The sequence below is a fragment of the Variovorax rhizosphaerae genome (assembly GCF_037889975.1).
GTDB classification, from domain to species: domain Bacteria; phylum Pseudomonadota; class Gammaproteobacteria; order Burkholderiales; family Burkholderiaceae_C; genus Variovorax; species Variovorax rhizosphaerae.
In genome coordinates this window covers 47,196-69,429 of sequence record NZ_JBBKZT010000022.1, presented here as the reverse complement: position 1 = coordinate 69,429, position 22,234 = coordinate 47,196, and the positions used below count along the sequence as shown (strand labels likewise).

23 protein-coding genes are annotated in these 22,234 nt (G+C 66.5%); 5 read left to right on the top strand and 18 right to left on the bottom strand.

From position 1 onward, the window contains the following. Positions 1 to 23 precede the first annotated feature (23 nt). The 9 genes from WKW82_RS32540 to WKW82_RS32500 form a co-directional block, all read right to left on the bottom strand. A complete protein-coding gene (locus WKW82_RS32540; RefSeq protein WP_340347031.1) occupies positions 24 to 929 on the bottom strand; it encodes an acyltransferase domain-containing protein in 906 nt (301 codons plus the stop codon). Beyond that, positions 926 to 1,780, bottom strand: coding sequence for a triphosphoribosyl-dephospho-CoA synthase (locus tag WKW82_RS32535; RefSeq protein ID WP_340347029.1), 855 nt, complete (start codon positions 1,778 to 1,780; stop codon positions 926 to 928). Before WKW82_RS32535 ends, WKW82_RS32540 begins: the two co-directional genes overlap by 4 nt. A 5-nt stretch (positions 1,781 to 1,785) precedes the next feature. Then, positions 1,786 to 2,466, bottom strand: a complete 681-nt coding sequence (gene mdcG / locus WKW82_RS32530) for a malonate decarboxylase holo-[acyl-carrier-protein] synthase (RefSeq protein WP_340347027.1) — start codon at positions 2,464 to 2,466, stop codon at positions 1,786 to 1,788. A 19-nt stretch (positions 2,467 to 2,485) separates the two neighbouring features. Continuing rightward, on the bottom strand, positions 2,486 to 3,187 hold the full coding sequence (locus WKW82_RS32525) for a biotin-independent malonate decarboxylase subunit gamma (protein ID WP_340347025.1): 702 nt from the start codon (positions 3,185 to 3,187) through the stop codon (positions 2,486 to 2,488). A 15-nt stretch (positions 3,188 to 3,202) separates the two neighbouring features. Beyond that, positions 3,203 to 4,081 carry a biotin-independent malonate decarboxylase subunit beta gene (locus WKW82_RS32520; RefSeq protein ID WP_340347024.1) on the bottom strand — a complete coding sequence of 293 codons (879 nt, stop codon included), beginning with the start codon at positions 4,079 to 4,081 and terminating at the stop codon, positions 3,203 to 3,205. Further along, positions 4,078 to 4,416: a malonate decarboxylase acyl carrier protein gene (mdcC, locus tag WKW82_RS32515; protein ID WP_340347022.1), complete on the bottom strand. Its 339-nt coding sequence runs from the start codon at positions 4,414 to 4,416 to the stop codon at positions 4,078 to 4,080. Before mdcC ends, WKW82_RS32520 begins: the two co-directional genes overlap by 4 nt. A gap of 11 nt (positions 4,417 to 4,427) precedes the next feature. Beyond that, on the bottom strand, positions 4,428 to 6,110 hold the full coding sequence (gene mdcA / locus WKW82_RS32510; protein ID WP_340347020.1) for a malonate decarboxylase subunit alpha: 1,683 nt from the start codon (positions 6,108 to 6,110) through the stop codon (positions 4,428 to 4,430). A gap of 38 nt (positions 6,111 to 6,148) precedes the next feature. Beyond that, complete coding sequence (locus tag WKW82_RS32505) at positions 6,149 to 7,525, bottom strand: SLC13 family permease (protein ID WP_340347019.1); 1,377 nt, start codon at positions 7,523 to 7,525, stop codon at positions 6,149 to 6,151. 144 nt (positions 7,526 to 7,669) lie between these two features. Beyond that, complete coding sequence (locus WKW82_RS32500; RefSeq protein WP_340347017.1) at positions 7,670 to 8,584, bottom strand: LysR family transcriptional regulator; 915 nt, start codon at positions 8,582 to 8,584, stop codon at positions 7,670 to 7,672. A gap of 91 nt (positions 8,585 to 8,675) precedes the next feature. Between WKW82_RS32500 and WKW82_RS32495 the strand changes: the two genes are divergently transcribed. Together WKW82_RS32495 and WKW82_RS32490 are read left to right on the top strand one after the other, a co-directional pair. Continuing rightward, entirely contained in the window at positions 8,676 to 9,911 is a 1,236-nt protein-coding gene (locus WKW82_RS32495) for an FAD-dependent oxidoreductase (protein ID WP_340347016.1), read from the top strand. 302 nt (positions 9,912 to 10,213) lie between these two features. After that, positions 10,214 to 11,314, top strand: coding sequence for a zinc-binding dehydrogenase (locus WKW82_RS32490; RefSeq protein ID WP_340347068.1), 1,101 nt, complete (start codon positions 10,214 to 10,216; stop codon positions 11,312 to 11,314). Positions 11,315 to 11,479: 165 nt separating this feature from the next. Here the strand turns inward: WKW82_RS32490 and ydiK are convergent, their stop codons facing one another. After that, positions 11,480 to 12,604, bottom strand: coding sequence for an AI-2E family transporter YdiK (ydiK, locus tag WKW82_RS32485; RefSeq protein ID WP_340347015.1), 1,125 nt, complete (start codon positions 12,602 to 12,604; stop codon positions 11,480 to 11,482). A 99-nt stretch (positions 12,605 to 12,703) separates the two neighbouring features. Beyond that, positions 12,704 to 13,198, bottom strand: a complete 495-nt coding sequence (locus WKW82_RS32480) for a hemerythrin domain-containing protein (RefSeq protein WP_340347014.1) — start codon at positions 13,196 to 13,198, stop codon at positions 12,704 to 12,706. Positions 13,199 to 13,836: 638 nt separating this feature from the next. Between WKW82_RS32480 and WKW82_RS32475 the strand changes: the two genes are divergently transcribed. Continuing rightward, positions 13,837 to 14,469 (top strand): response regulator, encoded by a 633-nt coding sequence (locus WKW82_RS32475; protein ID WP_340347013.1) that lies wholly within the window; start codon positions 13,837 to 13,839, stop codon positions 14,467 to 14,469. A gap of 18 nt (positions 14,470 to 14,487) precedes the next feature. On the opposite strand, the gene WKW82_RS32470 is transcribed toward WKW82_RS32475, so the two are convergent. The 6 genes from WKW82_RS32470 to WKW82_RS32445 all read right to left on the bottom strand — a co-directional run bounded on the left by WKW82_RS32470 (position 14,488) and on the right by WKW82_RS32445 (position 20,517). After that, entirely contained in the window at positions 14,488 to 14,691 is a 204-nt protein-coding gene (locus WKW82_RS32470) for a hypothetical protein (RefSeq protein WP_340347012.1), read from the bottom strand. 250 nt (positions 14,692 to 14,941) lie between these two features. Further along, positions 14,942 to 16,138 (bottom strand): serine hydrolase domain-containing protein, encoded by a 1,197-nt coding sequence (locus tag WKW82_RS32465; protein WP_340347011.1) that lies wholly within the window; start codon positions 16,136 to 16,138, stop codon positions 14,942 to 14,944. Positions 16,139 to 16,365: 227 nt separating this feature from the next. Next, on the bottom strand, positions 16,366 to 17,592 hold the full coding sequence (locus WKW82_RS32460; protein WP_340347010.1) for a Glu/Leu/Phe/Val dehydrogenase dimerization domain-containing protein: 1,227 nt from the start codon (positions 17,590 to 17,592) through the stop codon (positions 16,366 to 16,368). A gap of 210 nt (positions 17,593 to 17,802) precedes the next feature. Further along, the gene (locus tag WKW82_RS32455; RefSeq protein ID WP_340347009.1) at positions 17,803 to 18,597 is read right to left on the bottom strand and encodes an ABC transporter ATP-binding protein; all 795 of its coding nucleotides are present in this window, start codon (positions 18,595 to 18,597) and stop codon (positions 17,803 to 17,805) included. Then, positions 18,597 to 19,526, bottom strand: a complete 930-nt coding sequence (locus WKW82_RS32450) for an ABC transporter permease (protein ID WP_340347008.1) — start codon at positions 19,524 to 19,526, stop codon at positions 18,597 to 18,599. The genes WKW82_RS32455 and WKW82_RS32450 overlap by 1 nt, the downstream gene beginning before the upstream one ends. A gap of 16 nt (positions 19,527 to 19,542) precedes the next feature. After that, positions 19,543 to 20,517, bottom strand: coding sequence for an ABC transporter substrate-binding protein (locus WKW82_RS32445; protein WP_340347007.1), 975 nt, complete (start codon positions 20,515 to 20,517; stop codon positions 19,543 to 19,545). A gap of 209 nt (positions 20,518 to 20,726) precedes the next feature. Here WKW82_RS32445 and WKW82_RS32440 point away from each other — a divergent pair, with 209 nt between their 5' ends. Both WKW82_RS32440 and WKW82_RS32435 read left to right on the top strand, forming a co-directional pair. Then, a complete protein-coding gene (locus WKW82_RS32440) occupies positions 20,727 to 21,197 on the top strand; it encodes an Lrp/AsnC family transcriptional regulator (protein WP_340347006.1) in 471 nt (156 codons plus the stop codon). A 164-nt stretch (positions 21,198 to 21,361) separates the two neighbouring features. Then, positions 21,362 to 21,931 (top strand): YidB family protein, encoded by a 570-nt coding sequence (locus WKW82_RS32435; protein ID WP_479694185.1) that lies wholly within the window; start codon positions 21,362 to 21,364, stop codon positions 21,929 to 21,931. A 22-nt stretch (positions 21,932 to 21,953) separates the two neighbouring features. Here the strand turns inward: WKW82_RS32435 and WKW82_RS32430 are convergent, their stop codons facing one another. Further along, positions 21,954 to 22,202, bottom strand: coding sequence for a 4Fe-4S dicluster domain-containing protein (locus WKW82_RS32430; protein WP_340347002.1), 249 nt, complete (start codon positions 22,200 to 22,202; stop codon positions 21,954 to 21,956). Between the last annotated feature and the right edge of the window lie 32 nt (positions 22,203 to 22,234).

Below are 22,234 nucleotides of genomic sequence, written 5' to 3'. Positions count from 1 at the left end.
GCCAATGGCGGAGCGGGTCTTTTTCAGTGTTCATGTGCGCGCAGCCAGCTGGCGATGGCGGCCGGGCTGCGGAAGTCGTCGCAGGCGCGCGCGGGGATGTCGGGGTAGCGTTGATTCCACATGCGCGTGAGGGCCTGGCCCGGTCCGACTTCCAGCACGCAGCGCACCTGGCGCTCGGCAATGCTCTCCATGCATTGGTCCCAACGGACCGTGCGCGCGATCTGGGCTGCGAGCGCCGACCTTGCCGAAGCTGCATCGAAGATGCGATCGGTGGCGTTGCTCAACAGCACGGTGCGTGGGGCGCGGAATGGCACTTCGGCCAACGCGTTCGAGAAATGCTCCGCCGCGTCCTGCATCCAGGGCGTGTGGGAGGCGACATTGACGCGCAGGCGGGTGCATTGCGCGCCCTGCCCTGTCGCGATCTGCTGCGCCTGCTCCAGGGCTGCAACGGGGCCGCCGAGGACGACGCTTTCGACGCCGTTCCGGATCGCCAGCGCCAGGCCGGTCAGCGCGCACAGCCTTGCCAGCGCGGACTGCGGCATGCCGGTCACGGCGAGCAGTCCGCCGGGCAAGCGTGCGGCGCACGCATCCATGGCCGCCGCGCGCAACGGCGCCAGGGAAGCTGCCACATCGTCGTCGATCACGCCCGCTGCGCTGAAGGCTGCCAGTTCACCAACGCTGTAGCCTGCAATGACCGAGGGCGATGCGACGAGCGGCGCCAACTGGCCCCACGCGGCGAGGGCGAGGCTGGTGAGCAAGGTTTGCGCATTGGAATTGTTCGCAGCCCAGTCCGGGTCGGCCAATGCAGCACGCCAATCGTCCACGCCGAGGCATTCGCGCATCTGCCGGACCATTGCGTCGTCGGCCAGCCAGGGCAGCATCGCGGGATGCTGGTTGCCCTGGCCGGAGAAGACCAATGCAAAGCTCATGAAGCCCCACAGATGCGCATCACCCAGCACGCCGCCGCCAGCGTGTCGGCCGCGCCACCGGGCGACAGCCGCCGCACGACGAAGTCGTTTGCGATGGTCTCTGCCGCCGCGAGCCCACCGGGCGCTGCACTGCCGCCCCGGTCGATGTAGCCCTGCGCGACGCCTTGTGCATGGCGCAGGCCTTCGAGCCCTCCGCGATGCGCGAGGTTGCTGTCGTCCAGCACGGCCATCACATGGAACAGCGTGTCGAGCCTTGCCAGGCGCGGCGACAGGCCACGGGCAAGGCCGCGGGCCAGCGTCGGCACGGCCGTCCGGAACAGCACCGGGAAGCCCATCGCCGCTTCCTCCGACGCGCCGCGCAAGCCGAGCCGGCGTGTGGCGATGCCACCGGGCAGGATCGGTGCGCGCTGGCTGCGTTGGGCGAGCGCGTCACCCCAACGCACTTGCATTGCCTCGCGCAGCACGCTTGGCGTCATCGCATGGGCCCTGTCGCGTGCAACCGCGCCGGCAGCGGCGCACAACAGGCCGAGCATGAAGATGGCGCCGCGGTGGGTGTTGATGCCTCTTGTCGCGTCCAGCATGCGCGCCTCGGCCGCGATGCCGAGGCGTTCGAGTTCGGGGAACCCGGCGCCTGCCTGGCCCGCCTCGGCGATCTGCACGAAGTACCGGCGCAATGCGAACAGGCTGCGCATGAAGGTGTGGGCGTCCATGTCGCTGTGGGCGCCGCGGTCGATCAGCGTGACCAGGCCCGGCTTGGGCGTCAACGCGAGTTCATCGTGCAGCGCCAGCGTGGCGGCGTGGCCGATGAACGCCGGGGTGAGCGGCGCATCACTGCGCAGTGGCAGCGTCACGCGGTTCAAGTCGCAAGCGCCGCATGGCGGGCGCCCTCACACCAGTCCGCGTCATGCCGCAGCGAAGGGCCGGTCAGTTGCTTGACCATCACCGCGCGGGTGCGGCCCGCACGCCAATCCGACCATTCACGCCAGGCCACTGCGGTGCCGTCGGCGAACATGATTTCTCCGTCCAGCCGCAGGCGCGACGATGTGAAGCGCTCCAGGCGATGGGCCACGTTGTCGGCGTGGGCCACACTGCGCACTGCGATCCAGAGATCGAGATCGGAACCCTGCCGAATGTGATCGAGGCCGCTCAAGGCCTGCCAGCCGTAGCTGCCATAGACGTGCGCCGTGGCATGGCATGACGCGAGCCCCGCTCGCAGGTCATCGGCCACGCGCTCGGACAGCGGCAGCAAGTCCACCACTTCGGCGAGCGTTGGAAACTCATCGAAGCGCGACACCGACGACGGTGGGACATGCAACGCCAGCCGGCGGCGCGCCCAACGGCCCGGCGCAGGCAGGCCCAGCGCGATCAGGTCGCAGTCGCCGGTGTCCGCCGTCTGCCGCGTCACGACCAGCGGCAATTCATGCCGTGCCCAATGGGCCAGGCACTCGCGCGCCTGTGCGTCCCACGCACGGCCCAGCACCGCGTCCCAGCCCGCGCTGGAGAGTCGCGCCAGTCGATGTCTGCGAAGCGTTTCCATGGTCGCGGCCTCCTCCGCTTCAGGCCGCGGCCAGCACGCGCTGCACGACGGAGGCAGAGAGCTTGCGTCCACCGCGCGCCGCGCCGTCCTGCGCACGGGTGTCTTCGACGGGCGTGTTCACCAACGCGTCGCGAAGAGCGCCTTGCAAGTCGCCTTCCCACAGCGCGCGGACGCCACCCATCGCCACATAGTTGCCCACGCCCGGCGCGAACACCGGGTTCGACTGCGACAAGGCCGTGAGCGTCTCCTCGGACAGCTTGGTGACCCGTGCCATCGCCGGAATGCGCATCACGCGGATCTCGGCTTCGGGCAGTGCGTAGCAGCCGTCCGCGATCAGGCCGGAGGTGATGAAGCCGCCCGACAGCGCCTGGTCGTACACCAGGCCGATCACCGGGTGGCCGCGTCGGCGTGCGAGGTCAATGCACATGCCCAGGTGCGCCATCGCGCGGTTGATGCCCAGCGTTTCATCGCGGCGGCGCAATTGCTGGCCTTGCGTGTCGATGAAGAGCAGGATCGGCCGCGCGGGGTGGCGTGCGATGGTGTCGAGGATCACGCGGGCCTGCGCCAGCGCGAGCGCCACGCCGATCGGCGCATGGTTCGTGGTGCCGACGACCGTGATCGGCTTGCCCTCGAAGATCACGTCGCCGTGCAGGAAGTCATCCTCCGCGTGGATGCCGTGAGAAGGCCCGAAGAGTTGGGTCGCGAGTTCGTTCCATTGCATGTTCGTTGCTCCCGTTCACACCGCGCGCAGCGCGCGCACATCGTCCACATCCAGATCCGGCACACGCTCGGCCTTGTCGATGCCGAGTTGATGCCACAGCCGCGTGGCCTGGTCTGTTCCATCGGATTCGAGCGGCAGCATCGCCAGGCGGGCGTCGAGCAGCGCATGCTCGGCTTCCAATGCTTCGAGCGTCACCGGCCGCGACACCGTCATCGCCGCGATGGCCGCTGCGCGAAACGCCGCCACGTCGTCCTCGACCAGCGCATCGCAATCGCCAGTGAGCCAGCGATGCTTGCCACCGGTGGTGCGCCAGACGAGGGCACGGTCGCGCGAGTCGTATTCCTCCACGCCGTGCGAGGCCTCGATGACCTCGGGGCCCGACATCGCGAGACGGCCGACATCGCTCATCACGATGAAGTCCGCGCAGCGCGCGACGATGCCCATGCCGCCGAAGCATCCATTGGCCCCGCCAATGAGGAACACGACCGGGATGCCGGCCGCGCGCACATCGAGCACGGCGCGCATGACCTCGGACACCGCGATCAGGCCGGCATTGGCCTCATGCAACCGCACGCCGCCCGACTCGGCCAACACCACCACCGCGGTGGGCTTGTCGCGCAGGGCGCGCTGCAGCAGGCCGACCAGCTTGGCGCCATGCACCTCGCCGACGCCGCCGCCCATGAACTCACCCTCTTGCGCGGCGACGAACACCGTCTTTCCATCGAGCGTCGCACGCCCGATGGCCACGCCGTCATCAAAGGCCGAGGGCACGCCCAATTGCGCCAGGTGCGGGCTGGTCAAGCGCTCGACTGGCGGAATCCATTCGTGAAAGCTGCCCGCGTCGAACAGCAGGGCAATGCGCTCGCGCGCGGAGCATTCGGCAAAGCTGATCATGCGGGGGCTCCTTGCGAGGGCAGTTCGGCCACGGCCTGGTCCAGGCGCAGGCTCACGACGGCGGGCGTGGCGCCCATGTCGTTGATGGAAACACGCACGCCGCCGATGGGATGGCGTGCGAAGAAGTCGTCGGCGACGGCTTGCCAGATCGGTCCGAAGCCGCGCGCCGAAGTCTCGACACGCACCGCGCAGCCGTCACCGTCAGAAGCCTCAAGCATCACTTCCAGGTTGCCCGAGCCGACCACGCCGACAAGCACTGGTGAAAAGGCGCCGACGGGTCGGCCGCCGGAGAAAGAAAAGTCCAGGGTCTCAAGCCCCACGGGGATGTCGCTCATGTCGTTGCTCCTTACCAATTGCGGAAGCGCTTGGGCGGCTGGTACAGCCCGCCGGATGCGCGCACCAGGTCGCGCATGCTGCGCGCGGCCAGCAGGTTGCGCGTGGCCTCGCGCGGGTCGATACCGAGGTCCTGTGGACGCTTGATGACACCACGGTCGCGCAGGTTCTCCACTGCGCGCTTGTCGCGGCCCAGCCCCACGGAGGTATAGCCGGCCACGCCGCGGATCGCCTGCTCGCGCTCCTCGTCGCTGCGGCACATCAACAGGTTGGCGATGCCCTCTTCGGTCAGCACATGCGTCACGTCGTCGCCGTAGATCATGATCGGCGGCAGTTCCATTCCGGCTTGCTCCTGCAGCGTCCAGGCATCGAGCCGATCGACGAAGGCGGGCTGCATGTGTTCGCGAAAGGTTTCGACCATCTGCACGACCAGCTTCTGCCCGCGCGGCGTTCCCGCTGCGCCGGTTCGGCCGGCGCGGGCTTCGCGGCCGGCCTTGAGCCAGGCCGGGCTGGTGTGCCGGCGGCCACGCGCATCCGCGCCCATGTTCGGCGCACCGCCAAAACCCGAGATGCGGCCCAGCGTCGCCGTCGAACTGTTGCCATCCAGATCCATCTGCAAGGTCGAGCCGATGAACAGGTCGCAGGCATAGTGCCCGGCCGCCTGGCAGAACGCGCGGTTGCTGCGCAGGCTGCCATCGGGGCCGGTGAAGAACACATCGGAGCGTGCACGGATGTAGTCCTCCATGCCCAGTTCGGAGCCGAAGGAATGGACAGACTGCACCCAGCCCGCCTCGATCGCCGGGATCAACGCCGGATGCGGGTTCAGCGCCCAGTGCTTGGCGATCTTGCCCTTGAGCCCCAAGGATTCAGCGTACGTCGGCAGCAGCAACTCGATCGCCGCCGTGTCGAAGCCGATGCCGTGGTTCAGCCGCTGCACGCCGTATTCGGCATAGATGCCCTTGATTGCCATCATCGCCATCAGCACCTGGATCTCGCTGATCTGCGCCGGGTCGCGGGTGAACAGCGGCTCGATGAAGTTGGGCTTGGGTGCCTTCACGACGAAGCTCACCCAGTCGGCCGGGATGTCGATGCGCGGAAGCGTCGTCGTCTTTCCGTCCACCAGTTCATTGACTTGCGCGATGACGATGCCGCCCGAGAACGCCGTGGCCTCGACGATGGCCGGCGTGTCCTCGGTGTTGGGGCCGGTGTAGAGGTTGCCGTCGGCATCGGCCGCCTGCGCCGCGACCAGCGCGATCTTGGGCGTGAGGTCGATGAAGTAGCGCGAGAACAGTTCGAGATAGGTATGGATCGCCCCGATCTCGATGCGCCCGGCCGACACCAGCTTGGCCAGCCGCGCACCCTGCGGCCCGGAGAAGCTGAAGTCCAGCCGCGAGGCCACGCCGTTCTCGAAGATGTCCAGGTGCTCCGGCAGCGCCAGCACCGACTGAACCATGTGCAGGTGATGCACGCGTTGCGGATCGACCTGCACCAGCGCCTTGGCCAGGAAGTCGGCCTGCTTCTGGTTGTTGCCTTCGAGGCAGACGCGGTCACCGGGGGCGATCACCGCCTCGAGCAGCGCCCCGATCGCCTCGGCCTCGACGCGCTTGCCGGCGAGCTTGCCGCCGAGCGCCTCGGCCGCCCGCGCGAGGCGCGCTGCCCGATCGTCGGCCTTGGTGTTCCAGTGTCTTGCGTTCATTTTTTTCCCGTCATTGAAATCCGGTTCCGGCCTGCGCATCACAGCACCACGAAGAGCAGCCACACCACCACGGGTGCCACCACCGTCACGATGGCGCCATACGCCATCAACTTGCGGAAGAACACGTCACGGTCCACACCCTTGGCATTGGCCAGCACCAGCGCGCCGTTGGTCGAGAAAGGACTGACGTCGACGATGGTGGAGGACACCGCCATTGCCGCGATGAAACCGATCGCGCTGACCGCATGATCGCCTTGCAGGAAGGGCACCGCCAGCGGAATCAGCGAACCGAGCACCGCGGTCGAAGAAGCGAAGGCCGATACCACCGCGCCGACGAAGCACAGCAGCAGCGCTGCCATCAACGGCGAGGTGAGCCCCGCCACGCTGTGGCCCACGAAGTCGATGGTGCCCATCTTCTCCATCACGCCGACATAGGTGCTGACGCCCACGATCAGCATGATCTCCGGCCAGGACACCTGCCCCAGCGCGCGCTTCTGCAGGTTGGGCGCCATCAAGGTCAGCAGCAGGCCGATGGTGATGGAGACAAAGCCGATGTCCTGCTTGAAGAGCAGCGTAAGCACGGCCAGCGCGATCAGGCCGAGGACGGTGGCGACCTGGTAGCCGCGCGAGCCCTGCGCCACCGGCGCTGCCTTGGCCGGGTCCATCAGCGAATCCTCGCCCGAGCTGGCGGTGAGCTTCTCTTCCGAGAACGATTCACCCTCTGCATCGCCATACACCTGCGGGCCGGACTGCCCCTTGGCCACGCGACGCACGGGTGCTGCCATCTCGCCGCTGGCATCGGCCCGTTGCCGGATCAGCTTCATGCCACCGAACATGAAGAACAGCAGCAGCGCCACCGCCAGGTTCACGCCCAGGCTCGCGAACATGGTCGCCATCTCGCTGAGCGGCAGGCCGGCCTTGGCGACGATCTTGTTGGTGATGCCACCGTAGATGCTGATCGGCGAGAAGCCGCCGCCCTGTGCACCGTGCACGACCATCAGGCCCATCATCAGCGGGTTGATGCCGTACTTGGCCGCAAAGCCGAGCGCGATGGGCGCAATGATGGCCACCGCCGCCGGGCTGACCGCACCCACCGCCGTGAGCAGCGCCGCGATGAAGAACATGATCCACGGGATGGCGGCGATGCGCCCGCGCACCGCTCGCACCGCCAGCTTCACGAGCCAGTCGATGGTCCCGTTGTTCTGCGCCAGCGCGAAGAGGTAGGTGATGCCGACCAGCGTCAGGAACAGGTCGGCCGGAAAGCCGCCCATGATCGCCTTGGCATTCATGCCGGCCACCAGCGTGCCGATCAGGAAGGCTCCGACAAAGGCAATGACGCCCATGTTGATGGGCAGCAGCGTGGCCAGCACGAACATGCCGGCCAGCGTGCAAATTGATATCCAGTGGGCACTCATCGTTTCGTCTCCGCCAGGTTTTATGGAACGGTGCACGAGGGCCGTGCACCTGGGTACGTAAGGTACGCACCCCCTCCCGGGCGATCAATGAAGCAGCCCCTGCGACCTTTACACGCAGTGAAACGATCGGGGGTTAACCCGCATTCACCCCAATTCACCCCTGGCAGTGCGGCAAACCGTCAGCAACGCCAGCAGGTTCGGGTCGCGCTCCCGCGTGCGCAGGAAGTTGAGCGCGATGGTCTGGCGCATCAGGTACTTCGGCTGCAGCGGAATGAACTGCACCTTGTCCGGCATCACCGTGCGCACCCGGCCCGGCAGCAACGTGCAGCCGACGCCGCCGCTCACGAGGTTCATGAGCGAGAAGATGTCGCCCGTCTTCATCACGACGTTGGGCGTGAAGCCGGCCACGCGGAACGAATCCAGGAAACCGCTGTAGGTGACGAAGCCTTCGCTCAAGGTCACGAAGCGTTCGTCGGCGCAACTGGCCAGGTCGACCTGCGCCATCTCCGAATAGCGCGATCCCACCGGCGCGGCGAAGTAGATGTCGTCCTGGAACAGCGCTTCCGACTCGACATCGGCCGCGCCCTCGGGCACGCCCATCAGCGCGGCATCGACGGCGCCGTCGCGCAGCTTCTTCAACAGGTCGGCATTGGAGCCGAGGATGAGTTCGGCCTGGATGTCCGGCTTGCGCAGCTTCATGCCCATGACCAGCGCGGGCACGGTGCGGTTGGTCAGCGAATAGAGCGAGCCGATGCGGATGCGATCGGCCGAATAGCCGGCCACCTCGCGCGTGGTCCGGATGCCCTCCGACATCGTGCGCAGCACGGTGCGCGCCACCTCCGCCAGCGCATGGGCCGCCTCGGTCGGATGCAGGTTTCGACCTTCATGGCGAAACAGCGCACACCGCGCACCGGCCTCCAGCGAATGCAGCGCCCGGTGCACGCTCACCGTGCTGACATCGAGGCGCTCCGCGGCCCGCGTGAGATTGCCCGTCTCCATGAAGGCCAGGAGGATTTCGAGCTTGCGGAAGGTGATTTCCTCGTCGATGCGGATCGGCATGGGGCAGGTTTCGCGGAGGGGTTCGGGTCAGGCGATTATTGGGGCGAAGCATGCGGGGCCGCGCGCATCCCGGCGTCGATAATCCTGCCCGATGCCTACCGACGTATTGGTCCTTGGCGCCGGCATGGTCGGCACCTGCACCGCCCTGCAGCTTGCGCGCCGGGGCCATTCGGTCGCGCTGGTCGACCGGCAGGCGCCGGGCCGCGAGACCTCCTATGGCAATGCCGGCATCATCCAGCGCGAGGCGGTCGAGCCCTATGCCTTCCCGCGCGACTGGTCATCGGTGCTGGACGCCGCCCTGAACCGCGGCCCCGACGTCCACTACCACCTCGGCGCCCTGCCCGCCGTGATGCCGCGGCTGGCCCGCTACTGGCATGAATCCGCGCCGGGGCGCTACGCCGCCATCGCCCGGGACTACAGCCGCCTGATCCAGCACTGCCTCAGCGAGCACGATGCGCTCATCACCGAATCCGGCGCGGCGGACCTGGTGCGCAAGGAAGGCTTCCGCGTCGGCTTCCGCACGCAGGCCGCGATGGACGTGGCCGCGAAGAGCGCCGACGACCTGCGGCAACGCTACGGCGTGCGCTTCACGCTGCTCGATGGCGATACGCTGACCAGCGCCGAGCCCGGCCTGCACGGCCGCCTGCAGGGCGCCCTGCATTGGCAAGACCCGTGGTCCGTCAGCGATCCGGGCGAGCTGGTCGACCGCTATGTGCAACGCTTCGTCGATCTCGGCGGCCAGGTGGCCCGGGGCGATGCGGCCAGCCTGCGCCCTGCAGCAGATGGATGGCAAGTCCGGACCACGGACGGGCCGCTGCGGGCACGCCACGCGGTGATCGCACTCGGCCCGTGGGCCGGCGAGCTGACAAACAGCCTGGGTTACCGCCTGCCGCTGTTCGTCAAGCGTGGCTATCACCGCCACTACCGCGGCGGCCCGGGCCTGCGCATCCCGCTGCTGGATGCCGAGCGCGGCCTGGTCATCGCGCCGATGGCGGCCGGCATGCGGATCACGACCGGTGCCGAATTCGCCCGCCTCGATGCACGTTCGACACCCGTGCAACTCGACAAGGCCGAGGCCGCGGCGCGCGAACTCATCGACCTGCCCGAGCCGGTGGAGTCCATGCCGTGGCTCGGCAACCGTCCCTGCACGGTCGACATGAAGCCGGTCATGGGCCCGGCACCGCGGCATGCCGGCCTGTGGTTCAACTTCGGCCATTCGCACCAGGGCTTCACGCTGGGGCCGGTCAGTGGACGGCTGCTGGCCGAGATGATCGAGGGCTCGCGGCCCCTGGTCGATCCGTCGCCCTTCTTGCCAACGCGGTTTTGATACGGCTTCGCTTTCAAGGCCATCACGCGTTGAGTCGTCTTGCCGTGCTACAGCACAGTCTGCAGTGCTTCGCCTTGTCCTGCGCTTGAATGCAAAGCCCTGGGAGTTCACATGCCGGGCCGCCGCGCCAGGCTCGCACGCCCGTGGTGGATCACGTCGAGACGGCACAGCCACATCGACTTGACCCCAAAAGTAAGTCCGAAGTTGGGGGCTTGCCCGATCCCCCCGACATCCAGACAATCCCCGGCGGGAGTATTCCCTCCTGGCTTAAAACTACACAACCGGAGCAGCAACCCGTGCAAATGAAATCCAAGGCCGTGGTCTTCCGCGGTGAGAACCTGACCGTTCACGTCGAAGACACCCTGGTCGATCCGCCCGGCCCGGGCGAGGTGATGATCAAGATGTCCGCCTGCGGGGTCTGCCACAGCGACCTCTCGGTGACCAACGGCACCCTGCCCCTGCCGCCACCCATCATCCTCGGGCACGAAGGCGCGGGCGTGATCGCGCAGGTCGGCCAGGGCGTGACCGACTTCAAGGTGGGCGACCACGTCATCAGCAGCTTCGTCAACACCTGCGGCAAATGCCGCTTCTGCATGACCGGCCGCGCCAACCTCTGCGACGCGGCCACCGCCGCGCCGATGGCCCTCTACGGCGGCCATGTGCGCACCGCGGACGCCAGCGGCAAGCCGCTCTGGGTCATGGCCGGGTGCGGCGTCATGGCTGAATACGCCACCCTGCACGAGAACAGCGTGGTCAAGATCTCGCAGGACGCGCCGCTGGACCGCTGCGCGCTGATCGGCTGCGGCGTGATGACCGGATGGGGCGCAGTCTGCAACACCGCACAGGTCGAGGCCGGCTCGACCTGCGTGATCTTCGGCGTCGGCGGCGTCGGGCTCAGCGCCATCTCCGGCTGCGTGGCGGCCGGCGCCTCGATGATCATCGCGGTCGACATGCTCGCGAGCAAGCTGGAAATGGCCAGGACCTTCGGCGCCACGCATGTCGTCGATGCGTCCAGGTCCCCCGATTCCGTGAAGGAGGTGCGCACGCTCACCGACGGCGGCGCCGACTACGCCTTCGAATGCGTGGGCCATGGCGATATCGTGGCGCAGGCCTATGGCAGCGTGCGCAAGGGCGGCACGGCCGTCGTCGTGGGCGTTGCACGGCCGGACAACACCACCACCATCAACACCGCCAGCCTCGCCTTCCAGGAGAAGACGCTCAAGGGCAGCTACTACGGCTCGACCCGCCCGCGCTATGACTTCCCGCGCCTGGTGAACCTGTACCAGGCCGGCAAGCTCAAGCTCGACGAGTTGATCACGCAGCGCTACAGCATCGACCAGGCGCCGCAGGCTTTCGACGACCTGGCGCAGGGCCGCAATGCGCGCGGCGTGATCGTGTTCTAGAAGGGGCGAATCTTTCTACTGCGGCCACCGATCTCGGGTCTGCGGTGCTCACCGTACTGGAGTACGGCTCTGCTCCTCAACCCGACCTCGGCGCCCTCGCTACGAAATCTTCACCCCTTCTGGGCGCGCGGCGTAATGGGCTGAAAAAAAGGCTCCATGACGCTCTCAGGCCGGCGGGCGCGGCGTTTCCAGCGGCACTGCAGGCGCACCCGCCGGCACCGCGACCGCCACCGGCCCGATCGCATCCTTGTCGTCCATCCAGGCAACGACCAGCGTGTAGGCCACCGCCAACATCACCGGCCCGACGAACACGCCGACCAGCCCGAAGCCCAGCAGTCCGCCGATCACGCCAGCGAAGATCAGCAGCAGCGGCAGGTCGGCACCGCGCTTGATCAGCGCGGGCCGGATGAAGTTGTCCATGGTGCCGACGACCAGCGTCCACACGGCCAGGAAGATGCCCCAACTCGTGGAGCCGTTCCAGAACATCCAGATCGTGGCCGGGGCCAGCACCAGCGTCGGGCCGATCTGCACGATGCACAGCATGAACATCACCGCGGTGAGCAGGCTGGCGAACGGAATGCCCGCGATGGCCAGGCCGATGCCGCCGATCACCGCCTGCAGGATGGCCGTGACACCCACGCCCATGGCCACGCCGCGGATCGCCTTGCCGGCCAGGACGACCGCGTCCTCGCCCCGTGAACCGCCGAGCCGGCGTCCGAAGCGGCGCACCCAGGCGGCTGCGTCCTCGCCGCTGGCGTACATCACGCCGGCAATGGCCACGGTCAGCACGAACTGCACCGACAGCGCCCCCACCACCCCCAGTTGCGACACCAGCCAGCTCGTCACCTGCCGGGCATAGGGCGTGACCTTGGCCTCCACGCCCGAAACGCCCGATGCCACCGTTTCGTTCCACAAGGCGGCGAGCTTCGACCCGACGAAGGGCAACTGGATGACCCAGTCAGGGAGTTGCAGCGGGCCGTCGCGCGTCAGCGACCGGAACCAGGCGACGGCGTCATCGGCATTGGCGGTGATGGTCGAGATCGCCAGCGTCAACGGCAACACGAACAGCAGCAGCAGGATCAGGACCATGACCATCACCGCCGGGCCGCGCCGGTTCCACAGCCGCGACTCGAACCACAGCAGCGCGGGCCAGGTCGCCACCACCAGCATCGCGGCCCAGATCGTCGCGCCCAGGAAGGGTCGCAATATCCAGAGCGACGACCCGATGAGCAGGACGATCGTCAAGACGCCAAACGTGATCTTGGCGAGATCGATTCGGGGCTCGTTCATGATTCGCACCTCCTTTTGCGGCGATGCCCGGAGTGTGCGCGACGCCGGGCCAAGAGGTGTCGTGTGGGTGCCACAAGTGGCTGAAATGCCCCCGCAGGATCAGGCTGTCGCTTCCGTCTGCGCCACGAGTTCCTCCATGAGCTCCTTCTTCCGCGCGGCCAGCTGTTCCTTGAGGCCGACCAAGTCCATGCCGGAGGCGCGTGCCTTGGGGAACATTTCCTCGCGCTCTTCCTTCACGTGGTGGTCGATCTGCTCGCCCAGCACGACGACCTTGGCATCGAACAGCGGCTCGTCGGCGGCCATGCCTTCGATCTGCGCGATCAGCTCCTTGGCGCTGGCGTGCTCGACGGTGGCTTCGTCCATCAGCGGGTCGTCCTTCACTTCGAGCCGGGCAGCCGGATAGAAGATTTCTTCCTCGATGGTGGCATGCACCGTCAGCGAGCGGCAGATTTCGTCGGCCAACGCCTTGCGCTTGGCCGCGGGTGCCTTGGCTTCGGCAAGCTTGCCGAATGCCTGGAACAGCTTCTTCACGGCGATGTGGTCGGCGTCGAGGAAGTCGACGGCGTCATTCTTTTTCGGAGGAGCCTTGCTCATGATGATTCCTTTTGCGCGATGGTCGTGGGGGTGGATGCCGCGTGGGGGCACCAAGGCAAAACATAGGCAATGCACCGGGCGGGCATGTGGGGCGTGGCAGCCCTTGGGTGTAGGACGGCGGCAGGGGGCAGTGAGGCAGTGAGGCAGTGAGGCAGTGAGTCAGTGAGTCAGTGAGTCAGTGAGTCAGTGAGTCAGTGAGTCAGTGAGTCAGTGAGTCAGTGAGTCAGTGAGGCCATGCGGCAGTGCTGCCGCGCCGCAGTGCGCATTCGCGCGAAGACGCCCCACGAGTTCGCCCACCAGAGCCGAGCGCCCGCACGGAGGCATCCCAGCCATCCCATCCCATCCCATCCAAGCCGATCCAATCTCAGCCAGTCTGATCCCGTCCCATCCCCATCCCGGGCACACGGCCGGCGCTGGACACAGGACCCCGATGCGTCATACCGGCGAAGCCCTGCAGCCCCCCAGAACCGACACCAAACGGGTCGTCACGGGATACTTTCCGACAAGCATGGAGGACAAACGCCTTACATCGCGCGGGACGAGGGCCAGATCCGCCGATCGGCAGCCGCAATGCATTGATGATTCGGGCCTGCACCGGCAAACGGTCGCCGGCGGCTCATTCAAAGAGGAGTACTTTCATGATCAAGATCGGCATCGTCGACGACCACGCCATTGTCCGCAACGGACTGCGCGATTACTTTGCGAACCATGTCGATCTCCGGGTGGTCGGCGAGGCTGCAAGCGGCCGCGAGGCCATCGACCTCGTGCGCAACAACGAGATCGACGTGCTGGTGATGGACCTGCTGATGCCCGGACAGAGCGGCATCGACGCCATCGCCATGATCCGCGCCAAGGCGCCGGACGTGGGCATCCTGATCCTCAGTGGCTACCCCGAGGAGCACTATGCGATGAACATGATCCGCCAGGGCGCCTCGGGCTACCTGAACAAGGATTGCGACCCGGCCGAGATCGTGAAGGCGATCCAGGTGGTGGCGATGGGCCGGCGCTACATCACCCCGGCTGTGGCGGAGTTGCTCGCGCGCCAATTGGACCGCAAGGACAACGCGCCGGTGCATGAACATCTGTCGGAGCGCGAGTTCCAGGTGTTCCTGAAGCTGGCCAAGGGCGAAACCATCGGCGCGATCGGCGAGGCGCTTTCGCTTTCCGTCAAGACCGTCAGCACGTACCGCACGCGCCTGATGGAGAAGATGAACCTCACCAGCAACAGCGATCTCACCTACTACGCGCTGAAGTCGCAACTGATCGATTGATACTTGCCTGGGGGCGGCTCAAGCGCAACGCTGGACCGCCGGCCACGAGGTCTGCAGACCCATGAGGGCGCGCGCATAGAGGTAGTTGTGCCGCGCCCTTTCACTCAGCGAATCCATGTCGACATTGCCGCGCGCATCGCAGGGAAACGCATAGAGCTGCATGCCGTCCTGCAGGCGGCAAAAGCAGAGTACAAATCCAGTGGGTGCTTGCGATGCGTTCATTCTCATCTCCTGCTTGTCAACTCATGCGCTGAGTGTGGGCCGCGCGGCGCTGGGTGGATGTCAGCAGGCAGGCCCGCATGGCACGCGCGCGCAAGCCATGCGCGGGTAGGACGCAAGCCGGCTCATGGGGTTTTGCATTCGCGCACGGCTGTGCTGAATCGCCTTGCCGAGCGGCACGAGCTGCAAGCCTGCCAGGCGCGCCCTGCCGTGTCTGCGCTCGAATGAGAGGCGTAGGGTCGCAGTCGCCGCGTCAAGTTTCGAGTGAGCGGTAGGCGTTCATCCAGAAGTCGGTGAACACCGCGGGCGGCTCGGGCGAGTCCATCATGCGTTGCGTCAGGAGGATGCCGATGAACTCATTCCTCGGATCCGACCAGGCGGAGGTGCCGAAGCCGCCGTCCCAGCCGAAGCGGCCGGGCACGGTCCACGGACTTGTCGCAGCGATGTTCACGCCCATGCCGTAGCCCCAACTGCTGTGGCTGCCGAAGAAGAGTTCGCCGCCCTGGCGCTGCGTCGGGGTGAGTTGGTCGCGCGTCATCGCAGCGACCGCCGCTTCCGACAGCACGCGCTCGCCGCGCCAACGTCCCTTGTCCAGCAGCATGCGGCAGAACGCGTGGTAGTCGTCGACCGTGGAGACGAGGCCGCCAGCGCCTGACGCGAAGGCGGGCGGCTGGGACCAGTCGGGATTGGCTGCACTGTCGAAGACCGCCAGGCGCCCTTGCTCGTCGTCGAAGCAGTAGCAGCCTGGCAGCCGGCCGAGCTTGGACGCGGGCACTGTGAACGAGGTGTCCTTCATGCCCAGCGGACCGAACAGGCGCGCCTGCAGGAAGACCTCCAGCGACTGGCCTGACACGCGCCCTACCAGCACGCCCTGCACATCGGAAGCCGTGTTGTAGGCCCAGCGCTCGCCCGGCTGGTACATCAGCGGCAACGCACCCAGCCGGCGCATCCACTCGTCGGTGGCAGGCATGTGCATGCGATTGGGCGGGCCATCGCCGCCGAGGCAGCCAGCGGCAATCGGTTGCTGGATCGGATGCGTGCCGGGCATCGCCATGACGCTGCCGAAGCCGAAGGAGGCGTTCAGCACGTCGCGCACGGTGATCGGGCGCGTGGCGGGAACGGTGTCGTCGAGCGTCGAACCGATATCGCGGAGCACCTGTCGATGGGCCAGCTCCGGCAGCCATCGGTCCACGTCGTCATCGAGACGCAGCTTGCCGTCGTCGACCAGCGCCATGGTGGCGGCGGCCACGATGGGCTTGGTGATGGAGGCGGTCCTGAAGAGGGTGTCGCGCTGCATCGGCTGTTCACCACCGACCGTCATCGTGCCGAGGGCATCGACCTGGATGTCGTCACCGCGCGCGATGAGGGTGACGATGCCGGGGATGTCGCCGCGTTCGACATGGCCGCGCATGGCGGCGCGGAGGTGCGCGGGCTGGAGCTTGGGGTTCATGGTCCTCGCGGCGAGAGCGGTCGGAACGCGGATTCTGCGCGCGGACGGCTTTCGATGCGGGATCGGGATCGGGATCGGGATCGGGAGCGGACTTGGCCTTACGCAGAGGACGCGAAGGTTACGCGAAGGACGCGAAAGAAGACCAAGGAATTTCTTCTTGAATCTTTCGCGTCCTTTGCGCTTCTTCGCGACCTTTGTGTACGGTCAAGTCCGCATTTCAGACAGCCTCAGACGAGTTGCACCAGTGCATTCTCGAACGCGGTCTTCGCGATGCCGGTGGACGCTTTGGAGCGGCCGTGGCAGTTCTCCAGTGCCGTGGCGATGGTGGCCGAGACGTCGCGGAAGATGGCGTCGTCGGAGATCTCCGCATCGCCCTGCATCATGAAGGCGAAGGCGCGCGCCATGCCGCAGTTGGCGATGAAGTCGGGGATCACGGCGACCTTGTGGTCGGCGTGTTCGTAGATCGGGCCGTAGAAGATTTCCTTGTCAGCAAACGGCACGTTGGCGCCACTCGCCACCACTTCCAGGCCGCCGTCGATCAGTTGCTCGACCTGCTCCTGCGTGACCAGGCGCGAGCCGGCGCAGGGCAGGAAAACTTCGGCGCCGACGCTCCACACGAGCTTGTTGACTTCGTCGAAGGACAGCATGTCCTCGGTGTTCAGCTGGTTGCCGTTCTTGTTGAGGAACATGGTGCGGATCTGCGCGAAGCTGAAGCCCTCGGCATTGAGCACGCCGCCTTGGCGGTCGATGATGCCGACCACCTTGGCGCCTGCTTGCGCGAGGTAGTACGCGGCGGCGGCGCCGACATTGCCCCAGCCCTGCACCACCACGCGCTTGCCGAGGATCTTGCCGCCGTAGAGGCCGTAGTAGTGCAGCACCGACTCGGCCACGCCCCAGCCTGTGATGAGGTCGGCCACGACGTATTTCTTGCCGCATATCGGGGTGTAGCGCGGGTCCTCGACGACCTTGGCCACGCCCATGCGCAACTGGCCGACCTTCTGGATGCGCTCGCTGTCGGTGGGCTGGTAGTGGCCGTTGACCACACCTTCCTGCGGGTGCCAGAGGCCGTAGCTCTCGGTGATCGGGATCACCTCGTGCACTTCGTCGACGTTGAGGTCGCCGCCCGTGCCGTAGTAGGTCTTGAGCAGCGGCGTCACGGCCTTGTACCAGCGTTGCAGCACGCCTTCCTTGCGCGGGTCGGCCGGGTCGAAGTCGATGCCCGACTTGGCGCCGCCGATGGCCGGGCCGGAGACGCTGAATTTGACTTCCATGGTCTTGGCCAGCGACACGACCTCGCGCCGATCCAGGCCCGGGCGCATGCGCGTGCCGCCGCCGGCCGCGCCGCCGCGCAGGGAGTTGATGACGACCCAGCCCTTGGCGGGCGTCTCGGCGTCTTGCCATTCGAAGACGATCTCGGGGGCCTTGTTTTCGAAGCGGTTCAGGAGTTCTTTCATTTCAATCTTTCGGTGTATTTGGGAGTCTTTGAAGGTGCGGAGGTCTCGCAGCGAGGCGCCAGCCCGGAGGCCGGATTGCGCGCCGCAGCCGGACGCCCGTGCGGTGGCAACGCAGTCGCGGCGAGGCTGACAACTGCACAAGGTGCTTGTCATGCCGGAGCCGACAGCGCAGGCTCGAGATGGGTATCCGCAATGAATGGATTCGCGTCTTCAGGCGAGCAGGAGCTTGTCGTCGTCGAGCTTCTCGCCGCGCGTCTTCTCGAACATGCGCAGCAGGTCCGGCACGTCCATGCCGGCACGTTCTTCGCCCTCGACGTCGAGGATCACGCGGCCTTCATGCAGCATCACGGTGCGTGTGCCGTAGTCGAGTGCCTGGCGCATGCTGTGCGTGACCATCATCGCGGTCAGCTTGCTGCCTTCGACGATCTTGCGGGTCAGTTCCAGCACGAAGGCGGCCGTCTTCGGATCGAGCGCCGCCGTGTGCTCGTCGAGCAGCAGGATGCGCGACGGTTGCAGCGAGGCCATCAGCAGGCTCACGGCCTGGCGCTGTCCACCGGAGAGCAAGCCCATGCGGTCCGCCAGCCGGTTTTCCAGACCCAGTTCGAGGATGCTGAGCTTCTCGCGGAAGAACTCGCGCAGGCTGCGCGTCACCGCGAAGCCGAAGCTGCGGCGCGCGCCGCGCTTCATCGCGAGCGCCATGTTCTCCTCGATGGTCAGCGCCTCGCAGGTGCCGGCCATCGGGTCCTGGAACACGCGGGCGACCAGGTCCGAGCGCTGCCATGCGGCCAGGCGCGTGACGTCGGCATCGTCGATCTTGATGCTGCCGCTGTCGACCATCAGGTCGCCGCTGACGGCATTCAGGAAGGTCGACTTGCCGGCGCCGTTCGAGCCGATCACGGTCACGAACTGCCCCGTCGGAATCGTCAGGTTGAGCCCGCGCAGCACGCGGTTCTCGATCGGCGTACCGGCGTTGAAGGTGATCTCGAGTCCTTTTGCGCGCAACATTACTTGGCCTCCTTGATGGTCACTGAGGCGTTGCCACGCACGCCGGAAAACATGCCCGCCAGCTTGCGGCGGAAGTTGGGCACCAGCAGCGCCAGCGCAACGAGAACAGCGGTCACCAGGTTCAGGTCCTGCGCCTTCAATCCGATGAAGTCGCTGTTCAACGCGAGCGCAATGAAGAAGCGGTACAACACCGCACCCAACACACAAGCCAGCGTCGTGATGACGAGGCTGCGCGCCGGCAGGATGGTCTCGCCAATGATCACCGCGGCCAGGCCGACCACGATGGTACCGATGCCCATCGAGATGTCCGCCCCGCCCTGCGACTGCACGAACAGCGCACCGGCCAGCGCGACCAGCGCGTTGGAGATCGCCAGGCCCCACACCGTCTGCCGGTCGGTCGAGATGCCTTGCGCCCGCGCCATGCGCGGATTGCCGCCGGTGGCACGCATCGCCAAGCCGATCTCCGACGCGAAGAACAGGTCGATCAGCAGCTTTGCCGCGACGACGACCACCAGCAGCACGATCGGCTTCAGCCAGTAGTCCGGCATGCCGCCGAAGTCCAGCATGCTGAACACCGTCGCGTCATTGATCAGCGCGACGTTGGGCTTGCCCATGATGCGCAGGTTGACCGAATACAGGCCGATCATCACGAGGATGCTGGCCAGCAGTTGCATGATCTTGAGCCGCACGTTGAGCCAAGCCGTGAGGTAGCCCGACATGGCGCCGGCCACGATGGCGGCGCCGGTGGCGGCGAACGGGTTCCAACCCGAGACGATCAGGATGGCCGCGACGGCGCCGCCGAGCGGAAAGCTGCCGTCGACCGTGAGGTCCGGGAAGTTGATGATGCGGAAGGAGAGGAAGACACCGAGCGCGACCAGCCCGAAGATCAGGCCGATCTCGATGGCGCCAAGCGAGGCGATGAGCGACATGTTGCTGCGGCCCCGCTTACTTGACGACGACCTGGGCCGACTTGACCAGCGCCTCGGACAGCTTGACGCCCTGCTTCTCGGCCGCCGCCGGGTTCACATGCAGTTCGAAGGTGTTGCTGGTCTGCGAGGCGATGGTGCCCGGCTTCTGGCCCTTGAGGATGCTCACGACGATCTTGCCGGTCTGCTGGCCGATGTCGTAGTAGTTGAGGCCCAGTGCCGCGACCGCGCCGCGCTTGACCGCGTCGGTGTCGGCCGCGACCACCGGGATCTTGGCCTGCTGCGCGACCTTGACGATGCCTTCCAGGGCGGACATCACGTTGTTGTCGGTCGGCGCATAGATCACGTCGACCTTGCCGACCAGGCTCTGCGCCGCGCTCGCCACGTCGACGGTGCGCGCCGCGGCGCCTTCCACCAGCGTCATGCCCGAAGCCGGCATCGCCTTCTTCAGCGCTTCCACGATGGCGACCGAGTTGGCCTCGCCCGGGCTGTAGATCACACCCACGCGCTTGGCATTCGGCACCACGCGCTTGATCAGCTCCAGGTGCTTCTCCAGCGGTGACAGGTCCGACACGCCGGTGACGTTGGTGCCCGACGCATCCCAGCTCTTGACCAGCTTGGCCGCGACCGGGTCGGTCACGGCGCTGTACACCACCGGGATGTCCTTGCTCGCAGCCACCACGGCCTGTGCCGACGGCGTGGCGATCGCAACGATCACGTCCGGACGCTCGCCGACGTACTTGCGGGCGATCTGCGCGGCGGTGCCGGTGTTGCCCTGCGCGCTCTGGTATTCGTACTTCAGGTTCTTGCCGGGCTCGAAACCGGCGGCCTTGAGTTCATCACGCACGCCATCGCGCACGGCGTCGAGCGCCTTGTGCTCGACGATGGCGGTCACGGCGACCGACTTCTCGGCGGCAAAGGAAGGAGCAGCAACAACGCCAGCGACGGCAATGGCGAGCAGGGACAAGGGGGTACGGAGGAAAGAATATTTCACGGTGAGGTCCAGATGTGAAGAAGAGCGGATGGCCCGAATTCGAAAAACCGTCCCGAGCGAGGAAGCTTGTGATTCCCGTCGCTGAACTGCTTTCGAGGTGGAGAAGTGTGAACTTCTGCACGAACAATCTGCTTTCATCCCAGGCTAGGGCGAACCCTTGGCCGCGCAATATGATTGCGTCAACAGGTCACATTAGGAGACGATCTTGTATGGACGTTGAATTCGACCGGATCGACCGCAAGATCCTGGGCTTTTTGCAGGAGCATGGACGCGCGTCCAACCTCGAATTGGCCGAGGCCGCGGGCCTCTCACCCGCGCAGTGCCACCGCCGTCACAAGCGCCTGGAAGAAGCCGGCTTCATCGCCCGTTACGAGACGCGGCTTGCGGCGGAAAAGCTGGACCTGAACGTCGTCGCCTTCATCCACGTCGCGATGGAAAAGGGCCACATCCGCGAGATGTCGAAGTTCACCGACGTGGTGGTTGACCTGCCCGAAGTGCTGGAGTGCTACTCCACCACCGGCGACTACGACTTCATGATCAAGGTCATCGCCCGCGACCTCAAGTCGCTGTCGCAGTTCCTCATCGACAAGCTGATGCGCCTGCCGGGCGTGGATGCCGTGCGGTCGAGCGTGTGCCTGGATGAGTTCAAGTGCACGAGTTCGTTGCCGTTGCCGGAGTGAACGGTCGGACGATGGAATGACCCGAACATCATTGCTGTCCGGCGTGGCGATACAGGCAATCAGCGGTCAGGCCCTTCCGGCGACAAGCCTGGCGCACGGTAGAAGTCTTGTGGCGCTGCGCGCGCGGGCTGCAACTTCTGCAGTCCACGTAGGTTTCCGCTGCCTTGAGTTGCCGAAGTGCGCCGTCATCCGGTCCCGTCGCGACGTGCAAACTTGTCGTTTCAACCTACTGGAGACGAGTCATGGGAATGCTTTCCGAAATACTCGGCGGACTCGTCAACGGTGCGGTCGGGGGCCGCGGAACTGCGCAGCCGGGGGGCGGCGTGCGGAGTCCGATCCTGATGGCGTTGCTGCCCATCCTGTTGAGCGTGCTGAGCCGGCGCGGCAACCAGGGCGGAGGCGCGTTCGGCGGAGCGGCAGCGGGCGGAGGCGGGCTCGGAGGCCTGGGCGACTTGCTGGGCCGGCTGACCCAAAGGGGCTATGGTCAACAAGCGGCTTCGTGGGTAGGGACCGGCGACAACGAGCCGCTGCCTCCCGGCGCCATCGATGAAATCTTCGGCGCCCAGGAACTGCGACAAGTGGCCGACCAGGCCGGCATCAGCAGTGAGGAGGCGCGAGCAGGAATCTCCGAACTGCTGCCCGATATCGTCGACCACCTGACGCCGCAAGGCACGGTGCCAGAGGACAACGCGCTGGCGGACAGCGTCGACGCCTACTTGAGACGGTTGGCCTGAGCGCCGAGCAGCGACCGGCGGCTCACTCACCCTGTGCGCTCGCACCCTTCCGCATCGAGATCACGCGGAACGGGCACACCACTGCGCAATCGCTGCACCCCGTGCATCGCTCGGCGTCGTGCAGCATCGACGTCTTCCGCCATTGCACGACCTCAAGGCTCAACAGGTGCAGGTCGCATGCGGCCACGCACCAGCCGCAGCCGGTGCAACGCGCCATGTCGACGACAGGCAACCAGCCGGCGCGGACCGGCCTGGCGGGTCTCGCGGGCACTGGGGTTGATTCTTGGGAAGGGGTAGGCATGG

Coding starts and splice junctions, on each gene's coding strand:
- WKW82_RS32505 (WP_340347019.1), bottom strand. CDS start 7,525: ATGAGTGCCCACTGGATATCAATTTGCACGCTGGCCGGCATGTTCGTG.
- WKW82_RS32525 (WP_340347025.1), bottom strand. CDS start 3,187: ATGCAATGGAACGAACTCGCGACCCAACTCTTCGGGCCTTCTCACGGC.
- WKW82_RS32440 (WP_340347006.1), top strand. CDS start 20,727: ATGGACGTTGAATTCGACCGGATCGACCGCAAGATCCTGGGCTTTTTG.
- WKW82_RS32495 (WP_340347016.1), top strand. CDS start 8,676: ATGCCTACCGACGTATTGGTCCTTGGCGCCGGCATGGTCGGCACCTGC.
- WKW82_RS32455 (WP_340347009.1), bottom strand. CDS start 18,597: ATGTTGCGCGCAAAAGGACTCGAGATCACCTTCAACGCCGGTACGCCG.
- mdcG (WP_340347027.1), bottom strand. CDS start 2,466: ATGGAAACGCTTCGCAGACATCGACTGGCGCGACTCTCCAGCGCGGGC.
- mdcC (WP_340347022.1), bottom strand. CDS start 4,416: ATGAGCGACATCCCCGTGGGGCTTGAGACCCTGGACTTTTCTTTCTCC.
- WKW82_RS32450 (WP_340347008.1), bottom strand. CDS start 19,526: ATGTCGCTCATCGCCTCGCTTGGCGCCATCGAGATCGGCCTGATCTTC.
- mdcA (WP_340347020.1), bottom strand. CDS start 6,110: ATGAACGCAAGACACTGGAACACCAAGGCCGACGATCGGGCAGCGCGC.
- WKW82_RS32460 (WP_340347010.1), bottom strand. CDS start 17,592: ATGAAAGAACTCCTGAACCGCTTCGAAAACAAGGCCCCCGAGATCGTC.
- ydiK (WP_340347015.1), bottom strand. CDS start 12,604: ATGAACGAGCCCCGAATCGATCTCGCCAAGATCACGTTTGGCGTCTTG.
- WKW82_RS32520 (WP_340347024.1), bottom strand. CDS start 4,081: ATGATCAGCTTTGCCGAATGCTCCGCGCGCGAGCGCATTGCCCTGCTG.
- WKW82_RS32480 (WP_340347014.1), bottom strand. CDS start 13,198: ATGAGCAAGGCTCCTCCGAAAAAGAATGACGCCGTCGACTTCCTCGAC.
- WKW82_RS32465 (WP_340347011.1), bottom strand. CDS start 16,138: ATGAACCCCAAGCTCCAGCCCGCGCACCTCCGCGCCGCCATGCGCGGC.
- WKW82_RS32470 (WP_340347012.1), bottom strand. CDS start 14,691: ATGAACGCATCGCAAGCACCCACTGGATTTGTACTCTGCTTTTGCCGC.
- WKW82_RS32475 (WP_340347013.1), top strand. CDS start 13,837: ATGATCAAGATCGGCATCGTCGACGACCACGCCATTGTCCGCAACGGA.
- WKW82_RS32490 (WP_340347068.1), top strand. CDS start 10,214: ATGAAATCCAAGGCCGTGGTCTTCCGCGGTGAGAACCTGACCGTTCAC.
- WKW82_RS32500 (WP_340347017.1), bottom strand. CDS start 8,584: ATGCCGATCCGCATCGACGAGGAAATCACCTTCCGCAAGCTCGAAATC.
- WKW82_RS32540 (WP_340347031.1), bottom strand. CDS start 929: ATGAGCTTTGCATTGGTCTTCTCCGGCCAGGGCAACCAGCATCCCGCG.